Source organism: Arthrobacter jinronghuae (genome assembly GCF_025244825.1).
Classification (GTDB): domain Bacteria; phylum Actinomycetota; class Actinomycetes; order Actinomycetales; family Micrococcaceae; genus Arthrobacter_B; species Arthrobacter_B jinronghuae.
Window position 1 is genome coordinate 1,964,578 of sequence record NZ_CP104263.1, and the last position, 16,277, is coordinate 1,980,854.

12 protein-coding genes and 1 tRNA gene are annotated in these 16,277 nt (G+C 66.7%); 6 read left to right on the forward strand and 7 right to left on the reverse strand.

The features are described 5' to 3' along the window. Nucleotides 1-88 precede the first annotated feature (88 nt). Nucleotides 89-1,333, reverse strand: a complete 1,245-nt coding sequence (glgC, locus tag N2K98_RS09155) for a glucose-1-phosphate adenylyltransferase (RefSeq protein WP_308219825.1) — start codon at nt 1,331-1,333, stop codon at nt 89-91. Nucleotides 1,334-1,411: 78 nt separating this feature from the next. On the opposite strand from glgC, the gene glgA reads away from it, so the two are divergent. Continuing rightward, nucleotides 1,412-2,608 carry a glycogen synthase gene (gene glgA / locus N2K98_RS09160; protein ID WP_255797705.1) on the forward strand — a complete coding sequence of 399 codons (1,197 nt, stop codon included), beginning with the start codon at nt 1,412-1,414 and terminating at the stop codon, nt 2,606-2,608. 921 nt (nt 2,609-3,529) lie between these two features. On the opposite strand, the gene N2K98_RS09165 is transcribed toward glgA, so the two are convergent. Together N2K98_RS09165 and N2K98_RS09170 are read right to left on the reverse strand one after the other, a co-directional pair. After that, nucleotides 3,530-5,629, reverse strand: coding sequence for an acyl-CoA dehydrogenase family protein (locus tag N2K98_RS09165; protein ID WP_255797704.1), 2,100 nt, complete (start codon nt 5,627-5,629; stop codon nt 3,530-3,532). Next, complete coding sequence (locus tag N2K98_RS09170) at nt 5,626-6,351, reverse strand: TetR/AcrR family transcriptional regulator (protein WP_255865607.1); 726 nt, start codon at nt 6,349-6,351, stop codon at nt 5,626-5,628. The genes N2K98_RS09165 and N2K98_RS09170 overlap by 4 nt, the downstream gene beginning before the upstream one ends. Nucleotides 6,352-6,431: 80 nt before the next feature. Here N2K98_RS09170 and N2K98_RS09175 point away from each other — a divergent pair, with 80 nt between their 5' ends. From N2K98_RS09175 to N2K98_RS09190, 4 genes are all read left to right on the forward strand, one after another. Then, entirely contained in the window at nt 6,432-7,769 is a 1,338-nt protein-coding gene (locus N2K98_RS09175) for an acetyl-CoA C-acetyltransferase (protein ID WP_229951914.1), read from the forward strand. Nucleotides 7,770-7,771: 2 nt separating this feature from the next. Continuing rightward, the gene (locus N2K98_RS09180; RefSeq protein ID WP_255865608.1) at nt 7,772-9,112 is read left to right on the forward strand and encodes a 3-oxoacyl-ACP reductase; all 1,341 of its coding nucleotides are present in this window, start codon (nt 7,772-7,774) and stop codon (nt 9,110-9,112) included. Beyond that, a complete protein-coding gene (locus N2K98_RS09185) occupies nt 9,109-10,029 on the forward strand; it encodes a MaoC/PaaZ C-terminal domain-containing protein (protein WP_255865609.1) in 921 nt (306 codons plus the stop codon). Before N2K98_RS09180 ends, N2K98_RS09185 begins: the two co-directional genes overlap by 4 nt. 82 nt (nt 10,030-10,111) lie before the next feature. Beyond that, complete coding sequence (locus N2K98_RS09190; RefSeq protein WP_255865610.1) at nt 10,112-11,335, forward strand: kynureninase; 1,224 nt, start codon at nt 10,112-10,114, stop codon at nt 11,333-11,335. 6 nt (nt 11,336-11,341) lie between these two features. Here N2K98_RS09190 and N2K98_RS09195 read toward each other — a convergent pair whose 3' ends face one another. The 4 genes from N2K98_RS09195 to N2K98_RS09210 form a co-directional block, all read right to left on the reverse strand. Further along, nucleotides 11,342-11,734 carry a universal stress protein gene (locus N2K98_RS09195; protein WP_255797699.1) on the reverse strand — a complete coding sequence of 131 codons (393 nt, stop codon included), beginning with the start codon at nt 11,732-11,734 and terminating at the stop codon, nt 11,342-11,344. Nucleotides 11,735-11,771: 37 nt separating this feature from the next. Next, nucleotides 11,772-13,175, reverse strand: coding sequence for an APC family permease (locus tag N2K98_RS09200; protein WP_255797698.1), 1,404 nt, complete (start codon nt 13,173-13,175; stop codon nt 11,772-11,774). Between the two features lie 88 nt (nt 13,176-13,263). Next, the gene (locus N2K98_RS09205) at nt 13,264-14,562 is read right to left on the reverse strand and encodes a hemolysin family protein (protein WP_255865611.1); all 1,299 of its coding nucleotides are present in this window, start codon (nt 14,560-14,562) and stop codon (nt 13,264-13,266) included. Nucleotides 14,563-14,675: 113 nt separating this feature from the next. Then, nucleotides 14,676-14,758, reverse strand: a tRNA-Leu gene (locus N2K98_RS09210). 192 nt (nt 14,759-14,950) lie between these two features. Between N2K98_RS09210 and N2K98_RS09215 the strand changes: the two genes are divergently transcribed. After that, the gene (locus N2K98_RS09215) at nt 14,951-16,273 is read left to right on the forward strand and encodes a M20/M25/M40 family metallo-hydrolase (RefSeq protein WP_255797696.1); all 1,323 of its coding nucleotides are present in this window, start codon (nt 14,951-14,953) and stop codon (nt 16,271-16,273) included. The last annotated feature ends 4 nt before the right edge of the window (nt 16,274-16,277 follow it).

Here is a 16,277-nt window from a genome sequence, read left to right on the forward strand (position 1 = left end):
GGATACCGGAGAAGACCGCAGGCACCCGTATCGGGGGCAGGGGCACCGGGGAATCTCACACCCGGCGCCCCTGCTCCTACCTGTTTTTTCAGGCCTCGGGGACGCGCTGTCCCTTGCTGAGCACGGTGAGGCCGGATTCGGTCACGGTGAAACCGCGGCTGAGGTCCAGTTCCCGGTCCACACCAACCGTGGCTCCGGCGGGGATCCGCACGTTCTTGTCGATGATGGCGCGGCGGATGATCGCCCCTTCACCCACATGCACCTTGTCCATCAGCACCGAGTCGGTCACCTCTGCGTTGGAGCCCACATAGACGTCCTGCGCCAGCACGGAACCCGTCACCTTGCCGCCGGAGATCACCGTGCCGTCGGAAACGATCGAGTCGAAGGCGGTGCCGGCCTGGTCGGAGGCGCTGCGCACGAACTTGGCGGGCGGGGAGATGCTCTGCCGCGTGTAGATGGGCCACTGCAGGTTGTACAGGTTGAACGCCGGCAGGGGCGAGATCAGGTCCATGTTGGCGTCGTAGTAGGAGTCCAGGGTGCCGACGTCGCGCCAGTACTGGTGGTCGCTGCCGGTGGCACCGGGGATGATGTTGCGGGTGAAGTCGTACACGGCGGCGTCGCCGCGTTCCACGAAGTAGGGGATGATGTCCCCGCCCATGTCGTGCTTGGTGACCAGGCGTTCCTCGTCCCACTGCAGTGCCTTAACCAGGGCGTCGGTGTTGAAGACGTAGTTGCCCATGGAGGCCAGGAAGCTGCCCGGATCATCGGGCAGGCCCGGCGTGGTCTCCGGCTTCTCCACGAACGCGGCGATGCGCTCCGGGTTCTCGGAATCGGTTTCGATCACGCCGAACTGGTCCGCGAGGTGCAGCGGCTGCCGGACGGCGGCAACGCTCACCGATGCGCCGGAGGCAATATGCGCCTCTACCATCTGGGAGAAGTCCATGCGGTACACGTGGTCCGCGCCGATCACGACGACGATGTCCGGCTGGGCATCCTCAATCAGGTTCATGGACTGGTAGATGGCGTTCGCGCTGCCGAGGAACCAGCTCTTGCCCACGCGCTGCTGTGCGGGCACGGAAGCCACATAGTTCTGCAGCTGGGTGGAAAGCCGCCAGGTTTCGGAGATATGCCGATCCAGGCTGTGGGATTTGTACTGGGTCAGGACCACGATCTGCAGGTACCCGGAGTTCACCAGGTTTGAAAGTGCGAAGTCGATGAGGCGGTAGCGCCCGGCAAAGGGAACCGCCGGTTTAGCCCGATCTGCTGTAAGCGGCATTAGCCGTTTACCCTCGCCGCCTGCGAGAACTACTGCCAGGACCTTCTTTGGCGCCATTGTGTTGAACCTCTTCCGAAAATAAGTCTACTGACTTCAGACTAGATCACTGGTTGCCCGGTGCACTACGTTGGTTTAGTGCGAGTAGATATTGTGTCGAAGGAATTCCCGCCGGAAATCTACGGAGGAGCAGGCGTTCACGTTGCCGAGCTCAGCCGGGTCCTGGCCGGAGAAGTAGATCTCCATGTGCATTGTTTCGGGGCCCCGCGACCCGAAGATTTCCACGGAGCCAAAGTAAAGAGTTATGCGGTGCCGGCGGAGCTGAAGTCTGCGAATCCTGCCGTGCAGACCCTCGGGACGGACCTTGAAATCCTGGGTGGACTGGCCGGTGCGGACCTGGTCCATTCACATACCTGGTATGCGAATATGGCCGGTCACCTGGGCTCGCTGCTGCACGGCGTTCCGCACGTGCTCAGCGCCCACAGCCTGGAGCCGCTGCGTCCGTGGAAGGCCGAGCAGCTCGGCGGGGGATACGCCGTGTCCTCCTGGGTGGAGAAAACCGCCTACGAGGCAGCCGCGGCCATCATTGCCGTCTCCGAAGGCATGCGCCAGGACATCCTGCGCAGCTACCCCGACGTGGACCCGGAGCGGGTTCGGGTAGTCCACAACGGCATCGACGTGCAGCAGTGGCAGCCGGACATCGACCCCGACGGCGTCCGCGCCTTCGACATCGATCCGGACCGTCCCAGCGTGGTCTTTGTAGGCCGCAACACCCGCCAGAAGGGTGTGCCGTACCTGCTGCGCGCTGCCGCGCTGCTGCCGCCGGAGGTCCAGCTGGTGCTGTGCCTCGGCGCCGCCGACACGCCTGAACTGGCTGCGGAAACCGCCGTGCTGATCGAGGAACTGCGGCGCACCCGCACCGGCGTCGTGGTGATTGAGCGCATGCTGCCGCGCGCCGAGCTGATCAAGATCCTCTCCATCGCCACCGTGTTCGCCTGCCCGTCGGTCTACGAACCGCTGGGCATCGTGAACCTTGAGGCAATGGCGTGCGGCACCGCCGTCGTCGCCAGCGCCACCGGAGGTATTCCCGAGGTCGTCGATACCGGCGTCACCGGGTTGCTGGTGCCCATCGAGCAGGTCACCGACGGAACCGGCACGCCGCTGGACCCGGAGAAGTTCGTGCGGGACTTCGCCGAGGCACTGACCGAAGTGGTCACCGATCCGGCGCTGGCCCAGCGTATGGGCGAGGCCGGCCGCGCCCGGGCCACCGAGCAGTTCTCCTGGGAGTCCATCGCGGAGGAAACCCTCGCCGTGTACCGCTCCGTCCTGGCCTAGCTGACACCCGGAAGGCGCCGTCGCACCTGCGGCGGCGCCTTTTCGCTGTCCGGACCGGGGACCGCCGACTCGCTCCGCCGCAGAGGGTCCCACGGTTTGGTGCTGCTGTGACTGATGGGACACCGGGAGGCAACACCAGCCCCACATCGTGGGACGCTGTGCTGGTCCCAGGCCCGGCGACCTGCCCCCGCCGCACAGGGTCCCACAGTTTGGTGCTCCTGTGACTGGTGGGACCCAACCAGGCAACACCAGCCCCACATCGTGGGACGCTGCGCGGACTCTCGGCCCGGCGACCCGCCCCGCCCCGCCGCAGAGGGTCCCACAGTTTGGTGCTGCTGTGACTGGTGGGACACAACCAGGCAACAGGGGCCCCACCCACTGGGACGCTGTGCGGACTCTCGGCCCGGCGACCCGCCCCGCCGCAGAGGGTCCCACAGTTTGGTGCCCCTGTGACTGATGGGACCCAACCAGGGACCCAACCAGGCAACACCAGCCCCACATCGTGGGACGCTGTGCTGACGATCGGCCCGCCGCACAGGGTCCCACAGATTGGTGCTCCTGTGACTGATGGGACCCCACCAGGCAACGCCAGCCCCACATCGTGGGACGCTGTGCTGACGATCGGCCTGGCGACCCACCCCGCCGCAGAGGGTCCCACAGTTTGGTGCTGCTGTGACTGATGGGACCCAACCAGGCAACACCAGCCCCACCGGATGGGACGCTGTGCGGACTCTCAACCCCGGACCCCGGCCGGAACCGCAGAAAGGGCACCACCGCACAGTGTGTGCGTCGGTGCCCTTTCAGCTGCCCAGCTGCCCAGTGCCCGGCTTCGCCAGCCCGGCTGCCCGGCTTCGCCAGCCCGGCTGCCCGGCTTCGCCTGCCCAGCTGCCCGGCTGCCCGGCTGCCCGGACCGCAGGAAACCTACTTCCGGGACTTCTTCTGCTCAGCCTTGCGGCGGGCAATCAGGACCTTTTCGTCCACCGGCGCGGCGCCGCTGGCACGCAGCAGGCGCTGGTACTCCATCGCCTCGTCCTGGCGGACCTTCTCCGCACCCGTGGCAATCTTTGCCCGCAGGTGTTCCTGGCCGTAGCCGAACGAGTCGACCAGGTCCAGGGCGTGCGGACGGATCTTGGCCAGCAGGCGGTTGATGTACGGCCCCAGGGTGCGGGCGCGCTGCGCGGACAGACGCCCGTTCATGAGGTACCAGCCCAGGTTCTTTTCAATCAGGCACAGTCCGAACAGGTCGCGGACCCAGGTCATGACCTGGCGGGTGCCCGCGTCCTCCATTCGTTCCAGGCCCCGGGTGAAGGCTTCCCACTGGAGCAGTTCTGCGTGGGCGCGCGCAGCTTGGATCAGGGCGTGCTGGTTCTCGTTGAACACCGCCGCACCCTTGTCCTTCGGCAGCCCGCGGGCTTCCTTGAGTGCAGTGGCAACCTCCGCCACCATGGTGCCGACGCGGTCCGCCAACAGATCATGCTGGGTGCGCGGATCGCGCAGCGCAATGGCGGATTTCTTCTCCGACCCGGAGTCACGGAAGGACTGTGCAATCCGGCGCAGCCCGGTGCGGTGCAGGGTCACGTCCGTGGCCTGGCCCACCACGTAGCGCGCAAGGACGCCGAAGTCGGCACCGGCGAATTCCTTCGCGTAATCAGCCAGCAGGCGCTTGGCAACCAACTGCAGCAGCACCGTGTTGTCGCCCTCGAAGGTGGCGTAGATATCCAGGTCCGCGCGCAGGGCGGTGAACCTGTTCTCGGCCAGGAACCCGGCGCCGCCGGTGGCTTCGCGGCATTCCTGCAGCGTGTCCAGGGCGTGCCAGGTGGACAGGGACTTCAATCCCGCCGCAAGGGTTTCCAGGTCCTGGCGGTCTTCGTCGGTGTCATGGGCACCGGAGAAAACGTCGTCGAACTTGTGCAGCAGTTCCTCGTGCGCGAACGTTGCAGCGAACGTGGTGGCCAGCAGGGGCAGCAGGCGGCGCTGGTGCTGCTGGTAGTCCATCAGCACCTCTTCCTTGATGTCGGAAGCACCGTTGAACTGGCGGCGCTCCGTGCCGTACTGGATGGCCGTCTTCAGCGCCAGCTTGCTCGCGTTGACGGCTGCGCCGTCGAGCGAAACGCGGCCCTGCACCAGGGTGCCGATCATGGTGAAGAAGCGGCGGCCGGGGCTCTCGATATCGGACGTGTAGGTGCCGTCCGCAGCGACGTCGCCGTACTTGTTGAGCAGGTTGGTCCGGGGGATGCGCACATTGGAGAAGTGCAGCCGGCCGTTGTCGATGCCGTTCAGGCCGCCCTTGATGCCGTCATCCTCGCCGCCGATGCCGGGCAGGAACCCGTTGTCGTCGCGAAGCTCCACATAGAAGGCATGCACGCCGTGGTCCACGCCCTGGGTGATCAGGTGTGCGAAGACGACTGCGGCCTTGCCGTTGACGGCGCCGTTGCCGATGTAATCCTTCCAGGCGGCCCGGAAGGGGGTGTTGATGATGAACTCTTCGGACGCGGCGTCGTATTCCGCGGTGGTGGCGATGCTCGCGACGTCGGAACCGTGTCCGGTTTCCGTCATGGCAAAGCAGCCGGGAATTTCCAGGCTCATGATGCCGGGCAGCCACTTTTCATGGTGTTCCCGGTTGCCCAGGTGCATCACGGCGGAACCGAAGAGACCCCACTGGACGCCGGCCTTGATCTGCAGGGACGGATCGGCCACCACGAGTTCCGTGAAGCCGGCGACGTTGGCGCCGTGGCTGTCTTCGCCGCCCACGTACTTGGGGAACGCGCCGTGGACGGACTTGCTCTCCACCAGGATCTTCAGCTGGTCCATGACCCGCTCACGGTGCTCGGTATACGTCAGCCCCGCGGGAGTCTGCATGGCTTCCATGCCGGCGATCTTGCGGGCCGCGAGCCGGTTGTCGGCCCATTTGCCGAGCAGGACACGGCCCAGCGACTCGACGTCCACGACGGCGGCGTCGTTGTCGCGGATCGTGGCACTGGCCGGGAGCTGCCGTTCGGTGGGGGAAAGTGTTTGCGTCATTGCGTTTCCTTCTCGTGGTTGGAGGGAGTAGCTGGAGGGGTCGGGAGCGGATGCCCCCGGTCGTAGCCGATGCCGTCAAAGAGCCAGGCGGTCAGCTGGTCGGTCATTTGTTCTTCGGTCGGCTTCCCGGGGCCGGGGGGAGCGGCAATCCAGCGCTCACCGGCTGCCCGGATCATCCCGAGTGCCGCCGTAGGCCAGTACTGCGCGGTAGCGCTGGCCTCGGGCGGAACCTCCCGGCCCGCCAGGTAATGGCGCATGGCCGAGTCCATCATTGCGGTGATGGCTTCGAAGAAGGAGGAGAGGGTGCTGTCGATCTGTCCCGGTCCGCCGTCTGCCAGCTGTCCGGTCACGAACAGGTAGACGTTGGGGGAGGTTTCGGCCATCTGCAGGTAGGCGGAGACCATCGCACGGAGCCCCGACCTGGCGGAGGGGGCGGTACGGCCTGCATCCAGGATCTTTTCCTGCATCCGGGCCACCGCCATTTCGCCCATGGCTTTCTGCAGTCCGGCCTTGTCCCCGAAGTAGCGGTAGAAGACGGACTTCGAGGTCCCGGACGCGGCGGCAATCTCTTCCATCGACGCCGCGCAGCCCAGGGTGTGGACGGCCCGGCGCGCCGTCTTGATGAGGGTACGACGGCGCTCGGCCCGGTGCGCTTCCCAGCGGAGGGCGCGGCCGTCCGCAGCCGGGGACGGCGCGGAAGGATCTTCAAGTGCGTTGTTCACGATACTGAGCGTATCAGGTACGCTGGGTTACAGTAACTGGCGTCACACCCACCCCCATGGACTCCCAAGGAGAACGACGAATGGCTGCACAGCCTGAACCCGCACGAGCTACACCCACGAACAACGGCGCCGGGTCTTCGGTGCGCAAGGCGGTGGTGATCGGCGGAAACCGCATTCCCTTCGCCCGCTCGGGCGGCAAGTACACGTACAGCTCCAACCAGGACATGCTCACGGCCGCCCTTGACGGGCTGATTGCCCGCTTCGGCCTGCAGGGCGAGCGGATCGGCGAAGTAGCCGGCGGAGCAGTCCTCAAGCACTCCCGCGACTTCAACCTGACCCGCGAAGCGGTCCTGGGCTCGGCGCTGTCGCCGGAAACCCCCGCCTATGACGTGCAGCAGGCCTGCGCCACGGGCCTCGAGACAGTGGTCAGCCTGGCAAACAAGATCAAGCTGGGACAGCTCGAATCCGCCATCGCCGGCGGCGTCGACTCCGCCTCGGACGCACCTATCGCCGTCAGCGAAGGCCTCCGCCGTGCACTGCTGGACCTCTCCCGCGCCCGGACCACCAAGCAGAAGCTGGCAGCCGTTGCCAAGATCCGCCCCAAGGACCTGTCCCCGAACGCGCCGTCCACCGGCGAACCGCGCACCGGACTGTCCATGGGCGAGCACCAGGCGCTGACCACCGCCCAGTGGAAGATCACCCGCGAGGCCCAGGACGAGCTGGCCTTCAACAGCCACCGCAACATGGCCGCCGCCTACGACCGCGGTTTCTTCGACGACCTCGTGACCCCGTACCGCGGCCTGGCAAAGGACGCGAACCTGCGTCCCGACACCACCATGGAAAAGCTTGCCAAGCTCAAGCCGGCCTTCGGCAAGAGCCTGGGCGATGAAGCCACCATGACCGCCGGCAACTCCACCCCGCTGACCGACGGCGCCTCCGTGGTGCTGCTGGGCTCCGAGGACTACGCCCGCGAACACGACCTGCCGATGCTGGCGAACATCGTGGATGCAGAAGCCGGCGCCGTCGACTTCGTGCACGGCAAGGACGGTCTGCTGATGGCTCCGGCCTTCGCCGTACCGCGCCTGTTGGCCCGCCACAACCTGACCTTCGATGACTTCGACTTCTTCGAAATCCACGAGGCCTTCGCCGGCACCGTCCTCTCCACCCTGGCTGCCTGGGAGGACGAGGAATTCTGCCGCACCCGGCTGGGCCTGGATGCGCCGCTGGGCAGCATCGACCGCAGCAAGCTCAACGTCAACGGCTCCTCGCTGGCAGCCGGGCACCCCTTCGCCGCCACCGGTGGACGAATTGTGGCCTCGCTGGCCAAGATGCTGCATGAAAAGGGTTCGGGCCGCGGCCTGATCTCCATCTGCGCTGCCGGCGGCCAGGGCCTCGTCGCAATCCTCGAGGCGCGCTGATCATGAGTGATACCTACCTGAACCTCGTAAACAGCGGTTTCACCAAGGAGCTGTCCAAGAAGCTCGGCCTGCCCCGGCCGGCCATCCTGCGCCGCTTCGACCCGTCCAAGCCCCTGGTGCCGGGCCCGGTGCTTGTGCTCGGCAGGAGCGCTGCCGCCGATGAGCTCTCCCGCCTGCTCCTTGACTGGGACCAGGACGTCCGCCGGCATGCCACGCCAAAGGAAAAGCTCGGCGCCATCCTGATTGTGCTCGACGACGCCGCGGCGCCTACGGACCTGGGCGAACCGACCCTGGCCGCCGGCGCAGCCCTGCGGGATCTGGCTCCCGGCGGACGGATCGTCACCGTTTCCCGGCCCGCCCCGGAAGCCCAGGACCCGGCCGCCGCCGCGGCGCGCCAGGGTGTCGACGGCACCCTGCGTTCCATTGCGCACGAACTGCGCGGCGGTGCGACGGCCAACGGCATCGTGCTGGCCAACGGCGTGCAAGCAACGGCCCCCTCGGTGGCGGCCGCACTGCGGTTCCTGCTGTCGGGCAAGAGTGCCTACGTCAACGGCCAGTTCATCACCGTCGGTTCCGATGCCGGTGAGCTTCCGCAGGACTGGAACGCGCCTCTCGCCGGCAAGGTCGCCGTGGTCACCGGTGCCGCGCGCGGCATCGGTGCGGCCATCGCCCGCGTGCTGCACCGCGACGGCGCCTCCGTGATCGTGGTGGACGTGCCGGCCGCGGGGGAGCAGCTGGCGAAGGTGGCCAACGAAATCTCCGGCACCGCGCTGCAGGTCGACATCACGCGCGAAGATGCTGCGGACCGCATCCTCACCCACGCCGTCGAACGCTACGGGCACCTGGACATCGTGATCCACAACGCCGGCATCACCCGCGACAAGCTGCTGGCCAACATGGACGAAGCCCGCTGGGGTTCGGTCATTGCCGTCAACATTGCCTCGCAGCTGCGGATGAACGAAACCTTCCTCGCTTCGGGCGGCTTCAGCCCCGAGGGCCGGATCGTTTCGCTGGCCTCCACCAGCGGCATTGCCGGCAACCGCGGCCAGACCAACTACGCAGCCTCCAAGGGCGGCGTCATCGGCATGGTCCGGGCCACTGCCCCGCTGCTGGCACCGCGCGGCGGCTCGATCAACGCCGTCGCACCGGGCTTCATTGAAACCGACATGACCGCTGCCATTCCCGCGCTTACCCGGCAGGTGGCCCGTAGGCTGTCCAGCCTGCAGCAGGGCGGCCTGCCGGTGGACGTGGCCGAAACCATTTCCTTCCTCGCCTCCGACGCCGCAGCCGGCGTCAACGGCCAGGTAGTGCGGGTCTGCGGTCAGAACATGGTGGGCGCATGACCGACACCCAGCTGAGCGAGATTCCCACGCTCGGGCGGCTTTACGCCGGTGCGGTGGGGAGCGCGGCGAAGTCACGCCTGTCACCGTCGAAGGCCGCGGGCACGCTGACGGCGGACCGGCACGTGGTCCGCGGGGCGTCCGTGGACCTGGCCCGGCTCACCGATTTCCAGCGCCTGGTCCAGCACAGCGCCAGCGACTACCTGCCCACCGGCTACGTGCATACCTTCGCGTTCCCGGTGGCCATGAGCCTGATGGCGCGCGAGGACTTCCCGCTGCCGCTTTTGGGCATGGTGCACCTGCGCAATGAGGTGCAGCATCTGCGGCCGATCCACTACGGCGAAGCGCTGACGGTTACGGCGTGGGCGGAGAACCTCGCCGGGCACCGTGCCGGCACCCAGGTGGAACTCGTTGCGGAGGTCACCGTTGAGGCCGACGGCGGCCCGGAAACCGTGTGGCGGGGCCGTTCCACCTATCTGGCCAAGGGTGTTTTCCTGCCGAAGTTCGACCGCCCGGACAAGTCTGCGGTGCGCGCGGAATTCGTTCCCCCGCTCCCGACGGCGCTGTGGCGCCTGGGTGCCGACGCCGGACGCAACTACGCCCGGGTCTCCGGCGACTTCAACCCCATCCACCTGAGCCGCCTGTCGGCGAAGGCGCTGGGCATGAAGCAGTCACTGGCCCACGGCATGTACCTGGCCTCACGGGTCGTCGCGGATTCCGTGCAGACCCACGAGGGCCCGTTCCAGTGGACCATCGACTTCGAGGCTCCGGTGTTCCTGCCGGCGACCGTGGCCGTGGCTATCTCGGACGAGCAGACGCCCGGCGGCTGGTCCGGCTCCACCTTCACGGGCTGGAACCCGCGTTCCCACCGGCGGCATTTCTCCGGTTCGGTAACTCCGCTGGCCGCAGCCCGGGCCTGAGCCCCCGGCCCCAGAGCCCGTCCGTCTCCGGCAGCACCCGGAAGCGGACGGGCTTTGATGCGCCTGATGCTAAGGTTCCCTCATGATTGATGCTCCCGGCCTGCTGGTTGCCGCCAAGGAACTCGACGCCGCAGACCCCCTCGCCGGATACCGGAACCGGTTCCTGCCGGCGGAGGGAGTCCACGCATATCTGGACGGAAATTCGCTCGGCCGCCCGCTCCGTGCCACCGCCGAAAACCTCCAGGACTTCGTCTCCCGCCAGTGGGGCGGGCGCCTGATCCGCGGCTGGGACGAGGAATGGCTCGAACTGCCCGGCCGGATCGGCGACGCCCTCGGCGAGGTGGCGCTCGGTGCCGCTCCCGGGCAGTGCATCGTGGCGGATTCCACCACCGTGCTGCTCTACAAGCTGGCACGCGCCGCCGTCGCCGCCCGTCCCGGCCGCACCGAGATCCTGCTCGATGCCGACAACTTCCCGACGGACCGGTACGTCCTCGAAGGCGTGGCCCGCGAATGCGGGCTGACCCTGCGCTGGGTGTCCGCCGACTACGCCGGCGGAGTGAGCGCCGAAGCGGTGGCGGCCGCCGTCGGCCCGCAGACGGCGCTGGCCGTGTTCAGCCACGTGGCCTACCGCTCCGGGTACCTTGCCGATTCAGCGGCCATCAACAAAATCGTGCACGACGCCGGCGGGCTGGTCCTGTGGGACCTGTGCCATTCGGTGGGTGCCGTACCCGCCGAGCTGGACGCCGAGGGAGCGGACTACGCCGTCGGCTGCAGCTACAAGTACCTCAACGGCGGCCCGGGCGCACCGGCCTGGGCCTACGTGGCGGCCCGCCATCAGGCGGACTTCTCCCAGCCCATCCAGGGCTGGCTGGGTTCCAGTGACCCGTTCGGCATGGCGCAGGGCTATGTTCCGGCCGAGGGCATCCGCCGCCTGGTCTCCGGCACCCCTCCCATCCTGGGCATGCTCGCCATGCAGGACATGATTGCCCTGCTCCGGGAGACCGGCATGGAGGCAGTGCGCGCGAAGTCGCAGGCGCTTACCGAATACGCTGTCACCGCCGTTGACGCGCTGCTGGCTCCGCGCGGCGTCGTGCTGGCCTCGCCGCGCGATCCGGAGCGCCGCGGCAGCCACATCACCATCGACCATCCGAAGTTCAAAGCAGTGACCGCCGCACTCTGGGAGCAGGGGATCATTCCGGACTACCGCAATCCGGACGGCATCCGACTGGGCCTGTCGCCCCTGTCCACGTCCTTCGTGGAGACGTTCACCGGAATCGAAGCGGTACTGGCCAAGCTCCAGGACTAACAGGCCTCACGCCTGGCCCGCTTTGACCGCCAGGACCGGGCAGGCAGCCTCCAGCAGCACGCGCTGGGACGTGCTGCCAAGGAAAAGCTTCCCTACCGGCGTCCGGTGCCGGATCCCCAGCACCACCAACTGCGCACCGTGGTCCTGGGCGGCCTTCAGGATTTCCTCGGAGGCATCAAAATCCCCCATGGGGTGAAGCAGGACATGGGAAACCCCGCTGCCCTGCAGGACACCGGTCAGCGTCTGCAGATAATCCGGGGTATGTTCCGGCCGCGGTTTGCGCGTGCTCTCCACGTTGACCACCACGAGTCCGGTGGCCAGGTCCCGCGCCGCCCGGAGCGCGGCGCGCAGCGCTGTTTCCCCCTCCGGTGTAGGTACGTATCCGACGACGACGGTCATGGTTTCCTTCTTCCTGCCTGCTTCGCCACTGGCTCGCTCAGCTCAGCTGCGAGGGGTCGCTGAAACGGGTTTTACGCGCCTTGACCGCCCGGTTCCAGATCCAGGTGAGCACCCACAGCGCCAGTCCGAGCAGCAGCAGCAACCCGGCAATCCGGTACTCGATGGCATCCTGCGCCCACGGGCCAAGCAGGAAGGCGCAGGTTCCGGCGCCGATGAAGGGCATGATGCCGGGGGAGCGGAAGTGCGGCCGGTCGATCGGCGTTCGGCGCAGGACGATGCACGCGATGTTCACCACCGTGAAGACGGCCAGCAGCAGCAGTGCGGTGGTCCCGCCGAGTGCCGTCACCGTTTCCCGGCCCATGAAGTTGGTGACCACGATGATCAGGCCCACCGCGATCGCCGTCGTAAACGCAATGGACGCCCAGGGGGTGCGGCGTCCGGGCAGGACCGCGGACAGTCCGCGGGGCAGGACATCCTGCTTTGCCATGCCATAGAGCAGCCGGCTGGCCATCAGCATGTTGATCAGGGCGGTGTTGGCGACGGCAAAGATGGACAGGAAGGGATAGATAACGTCCACGGGAAGGTTGGGGGCACCGGCACGCACCACCTCCAGCAGCGGGGTGGCGGATTCGGAGAGTTGCCCCACCGGCACCACGGCGACGGCGGCGATGGACACCAGCAGGTAGACCGAGACCGTGATGGTCAGGCCGGTAAGCATCACTTTCGGGAAGATCCTCACCGGATCGCGGGTTTCTTCCGCCATGTTCACCGAGTCTTCGAAGCCGACCATGGAGAAGAACGCCAGGGCGGTGGCACCCGTGAGGGCGAGGAACACGCTCTTGCCGGTTTCCGTTTCAAACACGACCACCCGGGAGAAGTCCACATTGCCCTGGCCCATGGCCCAGAACCCGATGGCGATCACGATCAGGAGCCCGGTAAGCTCAATTGCCGTCAGGACGATGTTGAACTTCACGCTTTCCGCGGCGCCCCTCAGGTTCACCACGGCCAGCAGCAGCATGAAGGTGACAGCGACCGCGGTGACCCCGGTCTGCCCCCACCCAAGGTGGAATCCGACCATGAAGTTCTCGGCAAGGAACTTCGACGCCGTGGACGCGGAAGTGATACCGGAGCACAGCACCCCGAAGGTCACGAGGAAGGTCAGAAAATGCACGCCGAAGGCCTTATGCGTGTAGAGGGCTGCACCGGCGGCCTGCGGATACTTTGTCACCAGTTCGAGATAGGACAAAGCAGTAATCGTCGCCACCGCGAAAGCGAGCAGGATCGGCGCCCAGGCTGCACCGCCGATTTCGCCGGCCACCTGTCCGGTCAGGGCGTAGACGCCGGTGCCCAGGATGTCGCCGACAATAAAGAGCAGCAGCAGCTTGGTGCCCATGACCCGCTTGAGCTCGGGCTGGACGGTTTCCGCCTTGATGTCAGCCATGGCTGTCCTTCCGGACGTTCAGGAGTGCCGCGTTGGTCGGTATTCTGCGCGGTGGCGCCGTCTTTAGGCAATGGGCTGCGGTGACGGCTTACCCGGATGCTGCCGGAATTACCCGGACCACACCGATCCGCCGTCCGCGCACGCCCAGTACCTCGAGCCGGCAGCCCGGGGCCTGCACCGCGTCACCGGGCCGGGCCATCCGGCCCAGCTGCTCCAGGATGTACCCGGCCACCGTTTCATACTGGCCCTCGGGCAGGCCGACGCCCGTGAGCCGCTCGAATTCCTGCAGGATGAGTGCACCGTCCACCACCAGCTGTCCCTTTTCCTTGCGGTAACGGTCTTCGGGGTCCCGGACTGTGTCGTACTCGTCGTAGATTTCCCCCACCAGTTCCTCCACCAGGTCTTCCAACGTGACAATGCCGTCAGTGCCGCCGTATTCATCCGCCACGATCGCGATGTGGCTGTTCTCCCGGCGCATCCTGCCCAGGGACGGCAGGACCGCTGCGGTCCCTGGCAGGAACAGGACCGGCCGCAGGATGTCGGCTACGGTGCGTTTATCCGGACCCGCCGCCTCCGGGTCCGGCATCAGGTCCCGGACGTGGATGAACCCCAGGATGTCATCCACCGATCCGCCGGTGACCGGGTAGCGGGAATAGGGCTGGTGCCGCACCCGGTTCCTTGCTTCCTCCAGCGGAAGGTCTGCCCGGACAAAAACCACTTCGGTCCGGGGCCGCATCACCTCCTGCACCAGCCTCGTGCCTGCTCCGAAGACGTCCGAAAGAATCCTGCGGCTGTCCTCGGCGAGCATCGGACTCGCCGCCACCATGTCCCACAATTCCTGGCTGCTCACCGGCACGGTCTTGACGTTCGGATTTCCGCCCAGCAGGCGCACCACGGCATCGGTCGAAAAGGACAGCAGCCGGATGACGGGACGCATCAGCATGGCGAACAGGTTCAGTGCGGGGGAGAGGATCCGGGCGTAGAGGACCGCATTCTGCATGGCCAGCCGCTTGGGCACCAGTTCCGAGAACACCAGGGACAGATAGGCCACAACGAGGGTCAGCAGAATGAACGCCGTTGCCTCCGCCGCGGACTCGGGCAGCCCCCACTGCCGCAGCACGGGCTCAACGGCCGGGGCCAGCGCCGAGGCACCGTAAGCAGCTGAGAAGAAACCGGAAAGGGTCACGCCGATCTGGATCGCCGACAGGAACAGATTGGGGTTGCGGGCCAGGTGTGCTGTTCGCCGGCCCTGCTTCCCGGTTCGCTCGATGGCGTTGATCTGACTCTCCCGGAGGGACACCAGCGCCATCTCCGCGCCGGCGAAGATTCCGCCCAGCAGAATGAAAAAAGCCACGAGCAGGAGATTAAAGACTCCGCTGCCGTCCATGGTGCGAGGGTACCGAAGGGCGGCAGGCGATGTGAGTCAAAGATCACAGCGGACGGTTCCGGACAAACAAAAAAGTCCTCCCGGAATCCGTGGATTCCGGGAGGACTTCACTGTGCGCGGAGGGGGACTTGAACCCCCACCCTCGTTAGAGGACTAGCACCTCAAGCTAGCGCGTCTGCCATTCCGCCACCCGCGCTGGGTGATCTCCACAGGCTCTTCAGTTGTTCAAAAGCTGTGGAAGCAACGGGAAAAACTCTAACACGGTTTATGCGTGAACCACGAATCGGCCCAAGCCGGAGGCCTGTTGGCCTGCCGTTGCCGCGAAATACGGCCCATCCTGCCATTGCTCTGGCTAAGCTGGCTGCACAGTTCATCGAAGGAGAAGCACATGCCTACAGACGTCCGTGCCGAGCAGCCCCGCGCCGAAGACGAGGTGGCCCGGATCTGCCAGGAGCTCATCCGTTTCGACACCTCCAACTTCGGCGACAACTCCGGCCCGGGGGAGCGTGCCGCTGCCGAGTACACCGCCGGACTGATCGAAGAAGCCGGGTTGTCCGCCGATCTGTTCGAGTCTGCTCCCGGACGCGCCTCGGTAGTGACCCGGATGGAGGGCACCGACTCCTCCCTGCCCGCCCTCGTGGTCCACGGCCACCTTGACGTGGTTCCGGCCCAGAAAGCGGACTGGACGGTGGACCCGTTCAGCGGCGAGGAACGGGACGGGCTGATCTGGGGCCGCGGGGCCGTGGACATGAAGGACATGGACGCCATGATCCTGTCCGTAATGCGTTCCATGGCCCGCACCGGAACACGTCCGCGGCGGGATATCGTCTTCGCGTTCTTCGCCGATGAAGAAGCCGGCGGCGACTACGGCGCACGCTGGGCAGTGGAACACCGCCCGGAACTGTTCGACGGCGCCACGGAGGCCATCTCCGAGGTGGGCGGCTTCTCGGCCACCATCGGCGGGAAGCGGACCTACCTGCTGCAGACAGCGGAAAAGGGCATCTCCTGGCTGCGGCTGGTGGCCCACGGGCGTGCCGGGCACGGTTCCCAGATCAACACCGACAACGCGGTCACCCGCCTGGCCCGCGCCGTCGCCAATATCGGCAGCCACCCCTGGCCCATCGAGCTGACGGATACCACCCGCGCCTTCCTGGACGGCGTCACCGAACTGACCGGTGTCGAGTTCGATCCGGAGAACCCGGACCGGATCCTTGCCGAACTGGGCACCGTAGCCCGGTTTGTGGGCGCCACCCTGCAGAACACCTCCAACCCCACCGTGTTGAAGGCCGGGTACAAGCACAACGTCATCCCCGGCACCGCCGAGGCCCTGATCGATGCCCGGACCCTGCCCGGGCAGGAGGAACAGGTGCTGGCCACCATCCGCGAACTTGCCGGCGAAGGCATCGACATCAGCTACGAGCACCAGGACGTGTCCCTCGAAGTGCCGTTCAAGGGCAACCTGGTCGACTCGATGATCTCCGCCCTGCAGGCAGAGGACCCCGGTGCTCCGGTGCTGCCCTACACGCTCTCAGGGGGCACGGACAACAAGTCCCTCAGCCGGCTGGGCATCACCGGGTACGGTTTCGCCCCGCTGCGCCTCCCGGCGGACCTGGACTTCACGGGCATGTTCCATGGCGTTGATGAACGGGTGCCGGTGGATTCCCTGAAGTTCGGCACCCGGGTCCTGTCCCGCCTGCTGACCGACTACTGATCCC